General features: G+C 66.9%; 16 protein-coding genes. 5 read left to right on the top strand and 11 right to left on the bottom strand.

Annotation, left to right across the window (positions count from 1 at the left end):
* Positions 1 to 2: 2 nt before the first annotated feature.
* The 4 genes from mmsB to SJY20_RS07310 form a co-directional block, all read right to left on the bottom strand.
* A complete protein-coding gene (mmsB, locus tag SJY20_RS07325; RefSeq protein ID WP_380786002.1) occupies positions 3 to 881 on the bottom strand; it encodes a 3-hydroxyisobutyrate dehydrogenase in 879 nt (292 codons plus the stop codon).
* 105 nt (positions 882 to 986) lie between these two features.
* Complete coding sequence (locus SJY20_RS07320; protein WP_380786000.1) at positions 987 to 1,760, bottom strand: enoyl-CoA hydratase; 774 nt, start codon at positions 1,758 to 1,760, stop codon at positions 987 to 989.
* 68 nt (positions 1,761 to 1,828) lie between these two features.
* A complete protein-coding gene (locus SJY20_RS07315) occupies positions 1,829 to 2,857 on the bottom strand; it encodes an enoyl-CoA hydratase/isomerase family protein (RefSeq protein WP_380788602.1) in 1,029 nt (342 codons plus the stop codon).
* Between the two features lie 138 nt (positions 2,858 to 2,995).
* Positions 2,996 to 4,141 (bottom strand): acyl-CoA dehydrogenase family protein, encoded by a 1,146-nt coding sequence (locus SJY20_RS07310; protein WP_380785999.1) that lies wholly within the window; start codon positions 4,139 to 4,141, stop codon positions 2,996 to 2,998.
* A gap of 50 nt (positions 4,142 to 4,191) precedes the next feature.
* Here SJY20_RS07310 and SJY20_RS07305 point away from each other — a divergent pair, with 50 nt between their 5' ends.
* Positions 4,192 to 4,569: a GIY-YIG nuclease family protein gene (locus SJY20_RS07305; protein ID WP_380785997.1), complete on the top strand. Its 378-nt coding sequence runs from the start codon at positions 4,192 to 4,194 to the stop codon at positions 4,567 to 4,569.
* Positions 4,570 to 4,661: 92 nt separating this feature from the next.
* Here SJY20_RS07305 and SJY20_RS07300 read toward each other — a convergent pair whose 3' ends face one another.
* Complete coding sequence (locus tag SJY20_RS07300) at positions 4,662 to 6,188, bottom strand: CoA-acylating methylmalonate-semialdehyde dehydrogenase (RefSeq protein WP_380785996.1); 1,527 nt, start codon at positions 6,186 to 6,188, stop codon at positions 4,662 to 4,664.
* A gap of 215 nt (positions 6,189 to 6,403) precedes the next feature.
* Between SJY20_RS07300 and SJY20_RS07295 the strand changes: the two genes are divergently transcribed.
* Complete coding sequence (locus tag SJY20_RS07295) at positions 6,404 to 6,745, top strand: hypothetical protein (RefSeq protein WP_380785995.1); 342 nt, start codon at positions 6,404 to 6,406, stop codon at positions 6,743 to 6,745.
* On the opposite strand, the gene SJY20_RS07290 is transcribed toward SJY20_RS07295, so the two are convergent.
* Entirely contained in the window at positions 6,746 to 7,666 is a 921-nt protein-coding gene (locus SJY20_RS07290) for a helix-turn-helix domain-containing protein (protein ID WP_380785994.1), read from the bottom strand.
* A gap of 166 nt (positions 7,667 to 7,832) precedes the next feature.
* On the opposite strand from SJY20_RS07290, the gene SJY20_RS07285 reads away from it, so the two are divergent.
* Positions 7,833 to 8,498 (top strand): glutathione S-transferase family protein, encoded by a 666-nt coding sequence (locus SJY20_RS07285; protein WP_380785993.1) that lies wholly within the window; start codon positions 7,833 to 7,835, stop codon positions 8,496 to 8,498.
* 14 nt (positions 8,499 to 8,512) lie between these two features.
* Here SJY20_RS07285 and SJY20_RS07280 read toward each other — a convergent pair whose 3' ends face one another.
* Positions 8,513 to 8,974, bottom strand: coding sequence for a cupin domain-containing protein (locus tag SJY20_RS07280; RefSeq protein WP_380785992.1), 462 nt, complete (start codon positions 8,972 to 8,974; stop codon positions 8,513 to 8,515).
* Here SJY20_RS07280 and dapE point away from each other — a divergent pair.
* Positions 8,974 to 10,119, top strand: a complete 1,146-nt coding sequence (gene dapE, locus SJY20_RS07275; RefSeq protein WP_380785990.1) for a succinyl-diaminopimelate desuccinylase — start codon at positions 8,974 to 8,976, stop codon at positions 10,117 to 10,119. The genes SJY20_RS07280 and dapE overlap by 1 nt on opposite strands.
* A gap of 775 nt (positions 10,120 to 10,894) precedes the next feature.
* On the opposite strand, the gene recA is transcribed toward dapE, so the two are convergent.
* The 3 genes from recA to SJY20_RS07260 form a co-directional block, all read right to left on the bottom strand.
* On the bottom strand, positions 10,895 to 11,968 hold the full coding sequence (gene recA / locus SJY20_RS07270) for a recombinase RecA (RefSeq protein ID WP_380785989.1): 1,074 nt from the start codon (positions 11,966 to 11,968) through the stop codon (positions 10,895 to 10,897).
* A gap of 122 nt (positions 11,969 to 12,090) precedes the next feature.
* Positions 12,091 to 12,915 (bottom strand): 4-(cytidine 5'-diphospho)-2-C-methyl-D-erythritol kinase, encoded by an 825-nt coding sequence (locus SJY20_RS07265; protein ID WP_380785987.1) that lies wholly within the window; start codon positions 12,913 to 12,915, stop codon positions 12,091 to 12,093.
* Positions 12,912 to 14,120: a tetratricopeptide repeat protein gene (locus SJY20_RS07260; protein WP_380785986.1), complete on the bottom strand. Its 1,209-nt coding sequence runs from the start codon at positions 14,118 to 14,120 to the stop codon at positions 12,912 to 12,914. The genes SJY20_RS07265 and SJY20_RS07260 overlap by 4 nt, the downstream gene beginning before the upstream one ends.
* A 49-nt stretch (positions 14,121 to 14,169) precedes the next feature.
* Between SJY20_RS07260 and SJY20_RS07255 the strand changes: the two genes are divergently transcribed.
* Complete coding sequence (locus tag SJY20_RS07255; RefSeq protein WP_380785985.1) at positions 14,170 to 14,304, top strand: hypothetical protein; 135 nt, start codon at positions 14,170 to 14,172, stop codon at positions 14,302 to 14,304.
* Positions 14,305 to 14,650: 346 nt separating this feature from the next.
* On the opposite strand, the gene SJY20_RS07250 is transcribed toward SJY20_RS07255, so the two are convergent.
* Positions 14,651 to 16,312, bottom strand: a complete 1,662-nt coding sequence (locus SJY20_RS07250; protein WP_380785984.1) for a 4Fe-4S dicluster domain-containing protein — start codon at positions 16,310 to 16,312, stop codon at positions 14,651 to 14,653.
* Between the last annotated feature and the right edge of the window lie 42 nt (positions 16,313 to 16,354).

The raw sequence follows: 16,354 nt of genomic DNA, 5'->3' as shown, positions 1-16,354 counted from the left end.
GGTCAGGATGACCGGAACGTCCGGATGATCCCCGAGAAATCGACCCCACCCTGCCCGTCGGCGGCGAACGCCTCGTACAGTTCCGCCGCCTTTAACCCCATCGGCGTTTGCGCCCCGGCGTCCCTCGCCGCCGCCATCGCCAGCCGCAGATCCTTCAGCATCAGCGCGGTGGCAAATCCGCCCTGATAGTCGTGATCCGCCGGCGTCTCCGGCCCCACCCCGGGCAACGGCGCATAGGACGTCATCGACCAGCTCTGCCCCGAACTGACCGACGAAATGTCGTAGAATGTCTGCGGATCGAGCCCCAGTTTCTGCGCCAGCGCGAACGCTTCGCATGTCGCGATCATCGTCGCGCCCAGCAGCATGTTGTTGCACATCTTGACCGCCTGGCCCGCCCCGTTGGCACCGGCATGGATCACCGCCTTGCCCATGTCGGCCAGGAACGGGCGCGCACGATCGAATTCCTCTGCGGAACCGCCGACCATGAAGGTCAGCGTGCCAGCGTTCGCCGCGGCGATACCGCCCGAGACCGGCGCGTCGACCGCGGCCATCCCGCGCCCCTGCGCCGCGACCGCGACCGCCTTCGCCGTTGCGATATCTATCGTCGAACAGTCGATCAGGATCGCCGACGGCGCGACCACGCCGAACAGCGCCTCATAGACTTCGGCGACATGCCGCCCGGCGGGGAGCATCGTGACGATCGCCTCGGCCCCCTCGGCCGCCTCGACCGCGGAGCCGACCGCTAGGCAGCCGGCGGTTTCCGCGCGGGCCAACGCATCGGCGGAAAGGTCAAAGGCGCGGACGTCGTGCCCCTTCTTCGCCAGGTTCGCGGCCATTCCGCCACCCATGTTGCCAAGCCCGATGAAGCCGATGCGTGCCATGTCTCTCTCCTATTCTTCTTCGTCATCCTGGGCTCGACCCAGGATCCAGAGCCCTGAGCGCACCGCCCGCAACTCTGGATCCTGACTTTCGTCAGGATGACGGTCTTATCTACCCGTCCAAACGCCCGCGCGCTTGTCGACGAACGCGGCCATGCCCTCGCTCTGGTCCGCGGTTCCGAACAGGCCGTTGAACAGCCGCCGCTCGAACTGCACGCCCATGCTAAGCCCGGTCTCGAACGCCGCATTCACCATTTCCTTGTTCGCCAGCACCGCGAGAGGCGCCATCGCGGCGATGGTCGCGGCGGTCTTCACGGCCTCCTCGACCAGATCGTCGGCGGGCACGATGCGGCTGACCAGCCCGGCGCGTTCGGCCTCCTCGGCGCCCATCATCCGGCCGGTCAGACACATCTCCATCGCCTTGGCCTTGCCGACCGCACGCGTCAGGCGCTGCGATCCGCCCATGCCGGGGGATACCGCCAGCTTCACCTCGGGCTGGCCGAACTTCGCGGTATCCGCGGCGAGGATGAAGTCGCACATCATCGCCAGCTCGCATCCGCCGCCGAGCGCGAAGCCCGCGACCGCTGCGATCACCGGCTTCCGCGTTCGCGTGAACTGCTCCCAGCCGGCGAAGAAGTTGGTCGCGTACATGTCGGCAAAGCCCTGCGCCTGCATCTCCTTGATGTCCGCGCCGGCCGCGAACGCCTTGGCCGATCCGGTCAGCACCGCGCAGCCCTGGCTCGGATCCGCATCGAACGCGGCAAATGCGGCCAGCAGATCGGCGAGGATCTGCGAATTGAGCGCGTTGAGCGCCTGTGGCCGGTTCAGTGTGACCAGCGTCACGCGGTCGCGCTTTTCGACGAGAATGGTTTCGTAGGTCACTTATACTCTCCTTGTATCCCCGCGGAGGCGGGGACCCAGACTGGGCACCCGCCTTCGCGGGTGAACAGTCATTGTGGCGTCCATGCCTCGTCGTCGGGCAAAGGCGCGAAGATCTGGTCGATGACGTGATCGCTCACGCCCTCGGGCGTCGCCGGGTCCCAGCGTGGCGCATGGTCCTTGTCGACGATCACGGCCCGCACGCCCTCGATGAAGTCGTGGCGCTGCACGACGTGTGCGCCGACCGCATATTCCTGGCGCATCTCGTCTTCGAAGGTCGGCATCACCGCACCTTCCGCGAGCAAGCGGAGCGAAACCTTCAACGTCTGCGGTGACTTGGTCTTCAGCGTGGCCAGCGTCGCGGTCGCCCATTCGCCACCGTCCTCGGACAGCACGGCGTAGATATCCTCCAGCACGTCCGACGCGAACAGCCGGTCGATCATCGGCTTGTCGTCGAGGATGCGCGCAGCCGGTGGCGCCGCAGCGAGCGGGTCCAGCACGCCAACAATATCCTGCGGCGTCCTGGCCAGCCCCGCCTTGGCCGCGTCCAACGCCGTACCCGGCAGATAATGCGTCGCCAGCCCGAGCGCGAGGCACTCCGCGCCGTCGAGGCGGTGACCGGTCAGCGCCAGATACTGCCCGATCCGTCCCGGCAACCGCGACAGATACCAGCCGCCGCCGACATCCGGGAACAGCCCGATCCCGGTCTCCGGCATCGCGAACTTCGTGTTCTCGGTCGCGACGCGGAACCGGCACGGCGACGCGAGCCCGACCCCGCCACCCATCGTGATCCCGTCCATGAACGCGACCGTCGGCTTGGCATAGGTGAACAGCCGGTGGTTCATTCGGTACTCGGCATGAAAGAACGCGCGCGCCGCGACGCCGTCGCCCGCGCCGCTTTCGGCGAGCATCCGGATATCGCCACCCGCGCAAAACCCGCGGCCCTCCGCATGGTCGATCGTCACGACCTCGACCGCCGCATCGCCCCGCCAAGTCTCCAGCGCTTCGAGCACAGCTTCGCACATGCTGAGGTTCAGCGCGTGCAACGCCTTCGGTCGGTTCAACCGTATCCGGCCGACAGGCCCTTCACTCTCGACCATCAGATCATCGGTCACGCGTTCACCTCCCGAACATCATCTCCGCGTCTCCGCGTCTCCGCGTCTCCGCGTGAAAAGATTCTTGATCCACGCGGAGACGCGGAGACGCGGAGCAGAAGGAACGAGCAAAGCTGCGCAGGCTCATTGCCGCGTCAGCTCGCGGCCGACGATCATCCGCATCACCTGGTTGGTCCCCTCCAGGATCGAATGCACGCGCAGGTCGCGCCAGAAGCGTTCGATCGGATAGTCCTGCAGATACCCGTATCCGCCGTGCAGTTGCAGCGCGCGGTCGACCACCGACGAACCGGTGTCGGTCGCCAGCCGCTTCGCCATCGCCGCGAACGTGGTCTTGTTGGGCGCATTGGCCGTCACCTTCGCCGCCGCGATATAGAGCAGCGCGCGCGCCGCCTCCAGTTCGGTCGCCATGTCCGCCAGCGTGAACTGCGTGTTCTGAAAATCGGCGATCGCCTTGCCGAACTGCTTCCGGTCCTTGGTGTACGCGATCGCCTCGTCGAGGCACCGCTGCGCACCACCCAGCGAACACGCGCCGATATTGAGCCGCCCACCGTCCAGCCCCATCATCGCGATCCGGAAGCCCTCGCCAAGGCCGCCGACGAGGTTCTCGCCCGGCACGCGGACGCCGTCGAAGATCACCTGCCGGGTCGGCTGCGAATGCCAGCCGAGCTTCTTCTCGTTCGCGCCGAACGACACGCCGGGCATGTCCTTCTCGATCACCAGGCAGGAAATGCCCTTCGGCCCATCCTCCCCGGTGCGGACCATCGTCACGTACACCTCGTTCTCGCCGGCGCCCGAGATGAACTGCTTCGACCCGGTCACGATCCAGTCGTCGCCATCCTTCACCGCCCGCGTCTTGAGCGCCGACGCGTCGGAGCCCGAGCCGGGTTCGGTCAGGCAATAGCTGCCGAGCCGCTCCATCGTCACCAGGTCGGGGAGGTACTTGTCTTTGACCGCCTGCGACCCGAACCGGTCGATCATCCACGACGCCATGTTGTGGATGCTGATGAACGCCGAGGTCGAGGGGCAGCCATACGCCATCGCCTCCATGATCAGCGCCGCCTCGAGCCGCCCGAGCGCGATCCCGCCGCTCTCCTCGCTGACATAGATCGACGCGAAGCCGAGGTCGGCCGCGGCCTTGATCGTGTCGCGCGGAAAGATGTGCTTCTCGTCCCACTCGGCCGCATGCGGGGTGATCCGGTCGGCGGTGAAGCGTCGCGCCAGATCCTGGATCTCGCGCTGGTCGTCGGTAAGGTCGAACTGGTTGGTCATCGTCTTCTTCTTCCGTCATCCTGACGAACGTCAGGATCCAGGGTTACGAGGTGTTGCGCTTCATTACCCTGGATCCTGACGTTCGTCAGGATGACGGGGGAGGTCAGGTGATGGAACGGCAACCGGCGGTCTATATCTTGGCAAACTTCAGGAACGGCGCGCTCTATGTGGGCGTAACCTCGAACCTGATGGCGCGCCTCGTTCAACATCGCGACGAACTCTTTAAGGGGTTCACCAAACGGTACAGCATCAAACGCCTTGTGTGGTTCGCGATGGCCGACACGATGGATGCAGCGATGACCCGAGAGAAGCAGCTGAAGGTCTGGAAGCGGTCATGGAAGATCGAGCTGATCGAAACGGACAACCCGACCTGGCGTGACTTGGCTGAAGATTGGGGCTTCGACCCGCTCTTCCCACCGTCATCCTGACGAAAGTCAGGATCCAGAGCCACGAGCGTCGGCACCCGTGGCTCTCGATCCTGGGTCAAGCCCAGGATGACGGGATAAGCGGACGGCACCCCTCACCCCATCGTCGGAATGACGAACGCGTCGTTGTTCCGCGCCGGGCCGCCATCCTCGGCCATCGCTGGCAGCGCGGAGCCGTCCGGCCAGCGCTGCGTGATGGTCTTGACCTTGGTCCAGAACTTCACGCCCTCCATGCCGTGCTGGTTGGTGTCGCCGAACGCGCTGCGCTTCCAGCCGCCGAAGGAGTGATACGCCACCGGGACCGGGATCGGCACGTTGATGCCGACCATGCCGACGTTGACCCGTGCCGCGAACTCACGCGCAGCGTGGCCGTTGCGGGTGAAGATCGCGACGCCGTTGCCATATTGATGCTCGCTCGGCAGCCGCACCGCCTCGTCGAAGTCCGCCGCACGGACGATCTGCAGCACCGGGCCGAAGATCTCCTCCTTGTACGCCGACATGTCGGTAGTGACGTGGTCGAACAGCGACGGTCCGATGAAGAAGCCCTTTTCATGCCCCTGCAGCGCGAAGCCGCGGCCGTCGACGACCAGTTCAGCGCCCTCGTCGACGCCGGTCTGGATCCAGGCCTCCACGCGCGCCTTGTGCGCGGCGTTCACCACCGGGCCGTAATGCGCCTCCGCATCGGTCGACACGCCGACCCGCAACGCCGCGATCGCCGGGAGCAGCTTTTCGCGCAGCGCCACCGCGGTCTTCTCGCCGACCGGCACCACCACCGGCAGCGCCATGCAGCGCTCGCCAGCCGAGCCGAACGCCGCGCCCGAGAGGTCGGCAACGACCTGGTCGAGGTCGGCGTCGGGCATGACGATGCCGTGGTTCTTCGCACCGCCCATCGCCTGCACGCGCTTGCCCGCGGCGACACCGCGCCGATAGACGTAGTGCGCGATGTCGGACGATCCGACGAAGCTGACCGCCGAAATCGCCGGATGATCGAGGATCGCGTCGACCATTTCCTTGTCGCCGTTCAGCACTTGGAAGATCCCGGCGGGCAGCCCCGCCTCCAGGAACAGTTCGCCCAGCCGCACCGGCACCGACGGATCGCGTTCGCTGGGCTTCAGGATGAACGCGTTGCCGGTCGCGATCGCCACGCCGGACATCCACAACGGGATCATCGCCGGGAAGTTGAACGGCGTGATCCCGGCACCGATGCCGAGCGGCTGTCGCATCGAATAGACGTCGATCCCCGGCCCCGCGCCTTGCGTGTATTCGCCCTTGAGGATGTGCGGGATGCCGCAGCAGAACTCGATCACCTCGAGCCCGCGCTGGATGTCGCCCTTCGAATCGGCGATCACCTTGCCGTGTTCGGACGACAGCAACGTCGCCAGTTCGTCCATGTTGGCTTCGACGAGTCGCTTGAACTCGAACATCACCCGCGCCCGGCGTTGCGGGTTGGTCGCCGCCCAGGCTGGCTGTGCGGCCTGCGCCGCGGCGACCGCGACATCGAGGTCGACCGCACCCGACAGCCGCACGCGCGCCTGCACGTCACCCGAATTGGGGTCGAACACGTCGCCGAAGCGCTCGACGGTGCTAGCCGCGCCGTTCACCAGATTCTCGATCGTCCGCATGGCATCCTCTGTCTCGTCGCGGTCGGAATACCGCCGGCTCTGCGGCGCTTCTACACGCCATGGGCCGGGATTTCCGCTCTTTTCTGACCACATATCGGCCAGCCGCCGCACCGCGCGACCGGACCGGCGCCATGCTGCAACGCGGTACAAGCGATTGCCCCTGTCCGATCGCGCTCCTAAGCAGCCGCTGCGGCATCCCGGCCGCGGAGTGAGACGTGATCGCAGCCCAGTACCACCGGATGATCGACTGGATCGGCGACGGCACCGGCCTGCCCGACACGATCCTGCACATCCATGCCGGCCTGGCACTGCTGATGATCGCCCGCCTGATCACGCGGCGATCGTTCGGCACCTTCATCCCGTGGTGGGTGGTGGCGGCCGGCGAGGCGTTCAACGAGATCATGGACCGGCTGAACTTCGGGTCGTGGCGGTGGGAGGATACCTCGCTCGATATCGCCAACACGCTGTTCTGGCCGACGATGATCTGCCTGGGCGTGCGGCTGCGGCCGTTGATCCTGCGCGACCGGCCGCCGATCGAGGCGGACCGGCCCGCCTGATCAGCGCGTCGGCTGCAACGCGCTGGTCGCTGCGCCCAGCACCGCCGCCCGCGCGCGCAGCACCGCATCGAGCTTCGGCGTGTCGAGCGCCATGAATCGCCGCGGCGTCATGCCCAGGAAATGCTCCGCGTCACGCAGGAAATGCGGCACGTCGTGATAGCTCCGCGCGATCAGCGAATAATCGGCCCGCCCGCCCGCCGCCAGCATCCGCAGGAACGACCGCAGGAACCGCGTGCGGATCAGCAGGGTCTTGGGCGGAAACCCGAAATAGCGCGTCGACAGCCGTCGCAGCTGCATCTCGCTGATCCCCGCGGCCGCCGCGGCGCTTGGCAGGTCCCGCGTCTCGTCATCGACGATCAATGCCGCCAGTTGGCGGATCGCCGGCTCGTCCGGGTTCGGCGGGCCGAGATGCTCGAGGAAGAAATCGTCGAGGATCCCCTTTACCGCCGGACCCTGGTCCGACGCGCGCAGCCGGGCGACGAGCGCATCGACGATCGCCGGCGGCAGTACTTCGCCGAGCGGCGTGATCCGGTCGCGAAACCCGTCCGCCGGTCGTCGCACCAGCCGCGCCCAGCCCAGCGCGCTGATGCCGACCCCGATCGTCACGCCGCCATTCGTCGTTACCTCCATCGCCTGGCTGGTCGTTCCGTACAGCGACGCGACCGGGATCGGATCATAGGTCCGCCGCCGCAGCGTGACCGCCAGCCGCCGCTCCGACAGGAAGATGCGGATCGCCGGCCAGCTCGGCAGCATCCAGTCCACCGCGGGCACGCCGTCGGGCTCCACCGAATCGAGCACGTGATAATCCGTCAGATACCCGGCCAGCCGAACATCCGGCTGTTCGAAGCGCAACGCGGCATTCGCCGGCAGCCTGAACGCCGCCACCGACACCCCGGGCGTATGCGACCCGCTCTCGATCATTTCGCCAACGCAACCAGATACATCATCAAGCAAACACACATAAACCACCCGTTGTCAGACACCTGTAGAGCGGCGCGGTCCGCCGCGGCAAACATTCTCGCGACCGCATTTGACGGTTCGTACCGGGTGGTTGCCGCCGTCCGCTCACGTCGCTAGTCCAACGCCCATGAAACTGATCATCGGCAACAAGGCCTATTCGTCCTGGTCGCTCCGCGGCTGGCTCGCCTGCAAGCAATCGGGGCTGGCGTTCGAGGAAGTCGTCGTGCCGCTCTACGACGCCGAGTGGGACAAGCGCCGCGAAGGCGACGAGTTCGCGCCGTCGTCGGGCAAGGTTCCGATCCTGTGGGACGGCGACGCCGTCGTCTGGGACAGCCTGGCGATCGTCGAATACCTCTCGGACAAGGTCGGCCGAGATCGATTCTGGCCTGCCGAGGACGCCCCACGGGCGATGGCGCGGTCGATGGCGGCCGAGATGCATTCGAGCTTCCAGGCGCTGCGGCGGAAACACAGCATGAACATCCGCCAGGTGTTCCCCGCAATACGCCCCGACGACGACGTCCTCGCCGAACTACAGCGACTCATGGAGCTATGGGCACAGGCGCGCGCAAGGTTCGGCGGCGGCGGCGATTTCCTGTTCGGTCAGTTCGGCGCGGCGGATATCATGTTCGCGCCCGTCGTCACCCGCATCGTCACCTACCAGCTGCCGATCGCCCGCTTTGCCCAGGGCTATATGCAGGCGATGTTCGATCACCCCTTCATGCAGGACTGGATCGCCGGCGCGCAGGAGGAGGATTGGGTGATCGAGCAGTTCGAACAGCCCGCCGCGACCTGAGTCGCCGTTCTGGATTAGCGCAGTCGCTCGCTGTTGTACGGCGTCCCGTTGTTGTGGAAATAGCCTGCGATGCCGAAGCGCATATCGATGTCGGGATAGTCGCCGTCGCCACGCGGGCCTGCGCCGACCGCGACGAACACGCACGGCGCGTCGCTGCGGTTCTGCAGGTGATGGCCGTTCGCGATACCTTTCGGAAAGGCGGCGACGTCGCCGGCGCGCAGCATCGTCTCCGCATCGTCCTCGACCAGCACCGCCTCCCCTGCGAGCATCACGACGAACTCGTCCTCGGTCGCGTGCCAGTGGCGCTGCGACGACCACGCACCGGGTGCGAGCGTGACGTGGCTGACGCCGAACTCGGTCAGGCAGGCGGCCGGCGCGAGACGACGATACCAGCGCCCCGCCACCGCGGCATCGAACGGCGCCGGATAGCCGGTCGCGTTGGTCTGCGGGATTGTATCGAGATCGAGCTTGGGCAATGCCGCCTCCACTTCATGTGGGAGGCTGTGTGCCCGACGTCGTCGAACTAACCAAGGCTCTGATTGCCGCCGAGAGCGTCACCCCGGCCCGCGGCCGCGTGTTCGACGTGCTGGAGGCGGCGTTGCTGCCGATCGGGTTCGCGGTCGATCGCTTCGTGGTCGGCGAGGCGCCCGACGGCCCGGTCGAGAATCTGCTCGCGGTGCGCGGCGACGGCCCCCGGCACTTCGCGTTCGCCGGGCATGTCGACGTGGTGCCGGCCGGCGAAGGCTGGTGGCCCTGGTCCGCCGAGATCCGCGACGGACTGCTCTACGGTCGCGGTGCGGTCGACATGAAGGGCGCGGTCGCCGCCTTCGTCGCTGCCGCCGGTCGCAGCAACTCAGGCACACTGTCGCTGATCATCACCGGCGACGAAGAGGGGCCCGCCACCTATGGCACGCGCGCGCTGACCGATCGGATGGCGGCGCGCGGGCTGGCGCCCGACTTGTGCCTGGTCGGCGAACCGACCTCGACCGAGAAGCTTGGCGACATGATCAAGATCGGCCGCCGCGGCTCGGTCAACATCTGGATTGAGGTCGCGGGGCGCCAAGGTCACGTCGCCTATCCCCACCTCGCCGACAATCCGATCCCGCGGCTAGTCGCACTGCTTGCAGCGATCGAGGCGATCGTACTCGACGACGGCACCGACTGGTTCCAGCCGTCGAACATCGAGATTACCGACATCGCCGTCGGCAACCCCGCCGCCAACGTCATCCCGGCAAAGGCATCGGCGCGCATCAGCATCCGCTTCAACGACCTGCATAGCGGGGACGCGCTGGTCGCCCGCATCGGCGCGCTGGCTGCCGCACACGGCGCGACCGTGACGGGTCGCGTATCGGGCGAAGCCTTCCTGACCGCACCCGGCGCATTCTCGGCCCTGGTGGCAGACGCGATCGATCACGTCACAGGACTGACGCCAACGCTTTCGACGACGGGCGGCACATCGGATGCGCGGTTTCTCTCGAAATTGTGTCCAGTGGTCGAATTCGGTCTGTTGAACGCGACGATGCACAAGGTCGACGAAGCGGTAGCGATCGCCGACCTGCACGCTCTGACCGATATTTACACGAAGATCATCGCCGACGCCTTGGCACCGGCGCAGGCCTGACCGGCACCGATCGGCTTTCGTACGCATGCCACTGGGATCAACGCTTCCGTATCCGCGCTATCATCAAGCCCGTCCCGTATACGGGCGCGCCGTAACTCGCGCGACCGTATAGCAAACTGCGAGGCGACTTCCCGTCGCATGATGCATGCGCACGAAAGGGTTCGTCGCGTCGACAGGGCATTGCTTTTTCATCTATCGTCGGACCGGTGGATTCCCGTCGGCTGAACACGACGACGCACAAGGCCGACGAGGCGGCAGCAACCGCCGCTCTGAACGCCCCGCGAATATCTAGACGGCGATCATTTCCTCGGCACCTATACCGGTAGGACCCGTACCCACTGACTGTCGTGCGCATTTCACCGACACCAACGCTAGCGTGTTCGTAGCCGCCGCCATAAGCTCGCACCGCTCGTGTCCTCTTGGTGCGCCAACATGCCGACATGCCGGCACCGGCCTGTCAAATCGACGGCCAGTCCGTAATTCGCGCAACCGGCAGACGGCGGGGCGACATTTTTCGCGTCGGACGCATGCGCACGAAAAGGCCTGACGTGCCGGCGGGCGCTTGAGATCTGTCGCCGAGCCAGCAGGCTCCGGACCGGATATCGTTGTCGGCCTGTCCCGTTACGGTCGTGCCGTAACTCGCGCGCCTGGGGCAACCTGGAAGCGGTATCCTCCGTGTCAGGATACGCACACGAAAAGGGCCCGCCATGCCGGCAGGCCCTTGTTCTTTTACCTGTTACCGAACCAGCAGAACGCCGGCTCAAATATCGCTGGATCAGATATCGTCGTCGGCCTCCGGTCCCGCCATCATCTCTTCAGCGACCTTGTCGGTGCGCGCGCGGATCGCCTTTTCGAGGCGGTCGGCCATGTCGGGATTGTCTTTGAGAAAGGTTTTCGAATTCTCGCGACCCTGGCCAAGGCGCACGCTGTCGTAGCTGAACCACGCGCCCGACTTCTCGACGATCCCGGCTTTCACGCCAAGGTCGAGGATCTCGCCGAGCTTCGAGACGCCCTGCCCGTACATGATGTCGAACTCGACCTGCTTGAACGGCGGCGCGACCTTGTTCTTCACGACCTTCACGCGGGTCTGGTTGCCGACGACTTCCTCGCCGGTCTTGATCGCGCCGGTGCGGCGGATGTCGAGACGGACGCTGGCGTAGAATTTCAGCGCGTTGCCGCCCGTCGTAGTCTCCGGGTTGCCGTACATCACGCCGATCTTCATGCGCAGCTGGTTGATGAAGATCACCATGCAGCGCGAACGGCTGATCGAGCCGGTCAGCTTGCGTAGCGACTGCGACATCAGGCGCGCCTGCAGGCCGACATGGCTGTCGCCCATTTCGCCCTCGATTTCGGCGCGCGGCACCAGTGCCGCGACCGAATTGATAACGAGCACGTCGATCGCGTTCGACCGCACCAGCGTGTCGACGATCTCGAGCGCCTGCTCGCCGGTGTCGGGCTGCGACACGATCAGTTCGTCGATGTTGACGCCGAGCTTCTTGGCATAGACCGGGTCGAGTGCGTGCTCGGCATCGACGAACGCCGCGGTGCCGCCGCCCTTCTGCGCTTCGGCGATAACATGCAGCGCCAGCGTCGTCTTGCCCGAGCTTTCCGGCCCGTAGATCTCGATCACGCGGCCGCGCGGCAAGCCGCCGACGCCGAGCGCGATGTCGAGGCCGAGCGAGCCGGTCGAGATCACCTCGACCTGCATCGTCTCCTTCGAACCCAGGCGCATCGCCGAGCCCTTGCCGAACGCGCGGTCGATCTGGGCCAGCGCGGCGTCGAGCGCCTTCTGGCGGTCTGTGGTGGCTGTTGCCATACCGGTATCGATCACTTTCAGACTTGCGGCCATCGGGAAGCTCCATCGCTAGACCAAGCGCGCGATACGTTCAACGCGTCACGGCCCATGTATCGCGTTTGTTCTACGAGAACAATAGCGGAACATCGGTTTTCGATCATTAAAGTCCGACCGTCTCAGGTCAACGCGGTCTGGAGGCTCCACCACGCGCGTTCGCGCGCGCTTGCCGCTGCGGTGGCGCAAGCGGCCACGCTGTCGAACAGCGCGAAGCAGGTCGCGCCCGACCCCGACATCCGGGACAGCAGGACGCCGGGTGCCGCATCGAGCATCGCGCGGACGTCGCCGATCATCGGTGCAAGCGCGCGGGCGGGCGGCTCCAGATCGTTGCGACCGGCCAGCGCGCGCGCGAGCAGGTCGCCCTCGCCGATGCCGCCGCGGTCGATGCCGTCCCAGGTTCCAAAGACCGCGCCGGTCGAGACGCCGACGCCCGGATTGACGAGCAGCAGCGGGGTGTCCGGCAGCCCCGGGATCGCGACCAGCGCGTCGCCCTTGCCGGTGCCGAGCGTGGTGCGGCCATCGAGGCATGCCGGGACGTCGGCGCCGAGCGCCGCTGCAATGGCGTAGAGACGCTGACTGTCCAGCGGCACCGCGTGCAGCTGGGCCAGCGCGCGCAACGTCGCCGCCGCATCGGCCGACCCGCCGCCAATGCCGGACGCGATCGGCAGTCGCTTGTCGAGCGTGATCGCATGCGCATCGGCGATGCCGAACGTCTTGCCGAACGCGGCGGCCGCGCGCGTGACGAGATTGTCCGCCTCCGCGCGCAACCCGGCGGCGAACGGCCCGACGATCGTGAAGCGGTCGGACTCGCTCGCTTCCACCAAGATAGTGTCACCGTCGCGCGCGAACGCGAACAGCGTCTCGATGTCGTGATAGCCGTCGACGCGCCGGCGCCGGACGTGCAGCGCGAGATTGATCTTCGCCGGTGCGATCTCGACGATCATCGCCGCGACCCGCTCAACAAGCCATCCGCGATCTTGGTCGCCAGCCGCCGCCCGTCGTCGCCGGTCGCGGTCAGGGCCGCGGCCCGCCACGCGTAGCGCGCCTCGTAGCGGCGCCCCAGCGTCCAATAGACGTCGCCGAGATGCTCGCCGATCTCGCTGTTCGCAGGCTCCGCCACCGCCGCGCGTTCGAGCAAGGGCAGCGCACGCCGCGTGTTACCGCCGAGATGATAGGCCCAGCCGAGCGAGTCGGTGATCGAGGCATTGTCGGGATCGAGCGTCGCGGCGTGCGCCAGCAACCGGGTCGCGCCGACCATGTCCTCACCGTGCTCGACCCGCGCGAAGCCGAGATAGTTGAGCGCGAGCGGCTGGTTCGGCGCGCGCGCGACGGCTTTCGCAAGCGCCTCGCGCGCTTCGGGCCAGCGCCCCGCCTGGTCGAGCGCGCCGCCATATTGCAGCCAGTCGGTCCACGCGTGCTGGCTGTCGGCGTCCCGATCGCCGGCGTCGAGCATTCGGCGGTAATAGGGCACGGCGTCGGCCGGGCGGTCGGCGGTGATCAACAGGTCGGCGTAGCGTTGCCAGTCGTAGGCGTCGGCATCGACCCGTTCGGCGCGCGCAGCGGCGATCGCGAGCGCCTCGGCATCGCGACCAGCGGTGGTGAGGACGACGACGCGTTCGGCGGCGGCTGCGCTAGCGTAGGGGCCGTTCGCATCGATGCCGTCCAGTACCGTGAGCGCGCGCGCGACCGCCCCGCCCTTCCCCAGTGCGTCGGCGAGCAGGATGCGCGCACGGTCATACGAAGGGTCGGCCGTCAGCGCCGCTTGGGCGAGCGCGATCGACAGCGGCGTCGGCGTCGCGCCAGCGAGGTCGCCGGCGACGCGGACCAGGATGCGCGAGACGCCGAAGCCGAGCGTCGGCTTGGCGGGCGCACCGCGGCGCAGCGCGACGATCGTCGGGTCGCTGCCGACCATGAGTTTCCGCGCGGCTTCGTCCTGGCCTTTGCCGAACAGCAATTGCGCGGCGGCGACGCGCAGGTCGTTTCCAAGCGCGGCGACACCCGCGTCATATTGCCCCGCCGCGATCAGCAGAAGCGTGCGGGTTTCGGTCGCGAAGCGGGCGGCGACGAGGTCCTTGGTCGTCGCCCCCAGTGCGGGCGCCGGGTCGCCGCCGCGCGCGAACGCGGTCCAGCCGGTCAGCGCAGGCGCCAATACCCCGAGCGGACCGGTCCCGAGTTTGGCGATCGCCGCAGCGACGCCCTTGGCATCGCCGCGCCGCGCCGCCTCGGCAAGCGGCAGCAGCGCGGCGTCGGACGGCGCGACCCCGGCGGCATCGAGCGCGGTGGCGGCGCGGGTCGCGAGCGCGATGTCGCCGGCTTCCAGCGCCTCGCGATAGGCGCGGATCGCGATGACGGGATCGTGCGGCGCCGCGGACAGCGCGCGGGCGTAGTTGGCGGCGGCGATGTCGACCGCGCCATCGGCGTCGGCAGCGCGCGCCTTGACGTAGGCGGCGAGGTCACCGGGGTCGGCGAACGCCGGGGTGGCGACCAGGAGCGCGAGGGTCAGGGCGTAGTTGAAGGTTGAAGGCTTGATTGGTCGCGTCCCTGTCGTTCTTACTTGTTCCCCGGCGCAGGTCAGGGCCCAGTTGGGGCGTTGGCGATGAGGGATGGTCCGTCATTGCACCGCTTTCCCAACTGGGCCCCGGCCTTCGCCGGGGAAATGCATACATCCCCGCAGGCCGCCTACATATTCGGGTAATTCGGCCCGCCCCCACCCTCAGGCACAACCCAGTTGATGTTCTGCGTCGGGTCCTTGATGTCGCAGGTCTTGCAGTGGACGCAGTTCTGCGCATTGATCACGAACTTCGGGTCGCCGACATCCTCGCCAACGATCTCGTACACCCCGGCCGGGCAATAGCGCTGCGCCGGCTCGTCGTACATCGGCAGGTCGTAGTCGACCGGGATGTTGGGGTCCTTCAGTGTCAGGTGGACCGGCTGGTCCTCTTCGTGGTTGGTGTTCGACACGAACACCGACGACAACCGGTCGAAGGTCAGCACGCCGTCGGGCTTGGGATAGACGATCGGCTTGACCATGTCCTTGCGCCACAGGCTCTCGTGGTCGGGATGATGGTGCAGCGTGAAGGGCACCCTGATGCCCCAATGCTCGAGCCACATCGTGATCCCCGCCAGTCCCGATCCGAGCATGTCGCCGAACTTCTTGACCAGCGGCGCGACGTTGCGGACGACCGACAGCTCCTTCTTGACCCATGATCCGTCGAACGCCTGCGGATAGGCGGCGAGTTCGTCATGCTGGCGCTGCGACAGGATCGCGTCGACGGCGGCCTCCGCGGCCATCATCCCGGACTTCATCGCGGTATGCGTACCCTTGATCCGCGGCACGTTGAGGAAGCCCGCGCAGTCGCCGATCAGCGCCGCGCCCGGCATCACCAGCTTGGGGATCGACTGCAGCCCGCCATCGGAGATCGCACGCGCGCCGTAGCTGACGCGCTTGGCGCCCTTGAGCAAAGCCGCGACCTCGGGATGCGTCTTCCAGCGCTGCATCTCCTGGAACGGCGACAGATAGGGATTGGTGTAGCCTAGCCACGTCACGAAGCCGATCGAGACCTGCCCGTTCGCCTGGTGATAGATCCAGCCGCCGCCGTTCGACCCTTCGGTCTCGCTGAGCGGCCAGCCCTGCGTATGGATGACCCGGCCGGGCGCATGCAGCGCGGGGTCGATGTCCCACAATTCCTTGACGCCGAGGCCGTAGATCTGCGGATCGCTATCCTTGGCGAGGTCGAAATTGCGGATCAGTTCCTTGGTCAGGTGTCCGCGCACACCCTCCGAGAAGAACGTGTATTTCGCGTGCAGTTCCAGGCCGGGCGTATAGTCCGCCTTGTGCGTGCCGTCGCGCGCGACCCCCATGTCGCCGGTCGCGACGCCCTTCACCGAGCCGTCGTCGTTGAACAGCACTTCGGCTGCCGCAAAGCCCGGGAAAATCTCGACGCCGAGTTCTTCGGCCTTGCCGGCGAGCCAGCGGCACAGGTTGCCAAGGCTGCCGGTATAGGTGCCCTTGTTGTGCAGGAACGACGGCGTCAGCAGGTGCGGCAGGCTGGTCTTGCCGGTCTTGCTCAGCACCCAGTGATGGTTCTCCGTCACCGGCACTTCCGCCAGCGGACAGCCGTCGTCGCGCCAAGTCGGCAGCAGCTCGTCGAGGCTCTTGGGGTCGATCACCGCGCCCGACAGGATGTGCGCGCCGACCTCGGACCCCTTTTCGAGCACGCAGACCGAAATCTCGGCGTCTTTCTCAGCGGCGACCTGTTTCAGCCGGATCGCTGCCGACAGGCCCGCAGGGCCAGCGCCGACGATCACCACGTCGTACGGCATCGATTCACGGTCACTCATCATCGTCTCCCGGGATGCGGGCCAAACGCCGTTCGGTCGGGC

Source organism: Sphingomonas sp. R86521, from assembly GCF_042466235.1.
In the GTDB taxonomy this organism is placed as follows: Bacteria; Pseudomonadota; Alphaproteobacteria; order Sphingomonadales; family Sphingomonadaceae; genus Sphingomonas.
This window is presented reverse-complemented; position numbering and strand designations above follow the sequence as displayed.

Coding starts and splice junctions, on each gene's coding strand:
- mmsB (WP_380786002.1), bottom strand. CDS start 881: ATGGCACGCATCGGCTTCATCGGGCTTGGCAACATGGGTGGCGGAATG.
- SJY20_RS07315 (WP_380788602.1), bottom strand. CDS start 2,857: ATGGTCGAGAGTGAAGGGCCTGTCGGCCGGATACGGTTGAACCGACCG.
- SJY20_RS07310 (WP_380785999.1), bottom strand. CDS start 4,141: ATGACCAACCAGTTCGACCTTACCGACGACCAGCGCGAGATCCAGGAT.
- SJY20_RS07300 (WP_380785996.1), bottom strand. CDS start 6,188: ATGCGGACGATCGAGAATCTGGTGAACGGCGCGGCTAGCACCGTCGAG.
- SJY20_RS07290 (WP_380785994.1), bottom strand. CDS start 7,666: ATGATCGAGAGCGGGTCGCATACGCCCGGGGTGTCGGTGGCGGCGTTC.
- SJY20_RS07285 (WP_380785993.1), top strand. CDS start 7,833: ATGAAACTGATCATCGGCAACAAGGCCTATTCGTCCTGGTCGCTCCGC.
- dapE (WP_380785990.1), top strand. CDS start 8,974: ATGCCGCCTCCACTTCATGTGGGAGGCTGTGTGCCCGACGTCGTCGAA.
- recA (WP_380785989.1), bottom strand. CDS start 11,968: ATGGCCGCAAGTCTGAAAGTGATCGATACCGGTATGGCAACAGCCACC.
- SJY20_RS07265 (WP_380785987.1), bottom strand. CDS start 12,915: ATGATCGTCGAGATCGCACCGGCGAAGATCAATCTCGCGCTGCACGTC.
- SJY20_RS07250 (WP_380785984.1), bottom strand. CDS start 16,312: ATGAGTGACCGTGAATCGATGCCGTACGACGTGGTGATCGTCGGCGCT.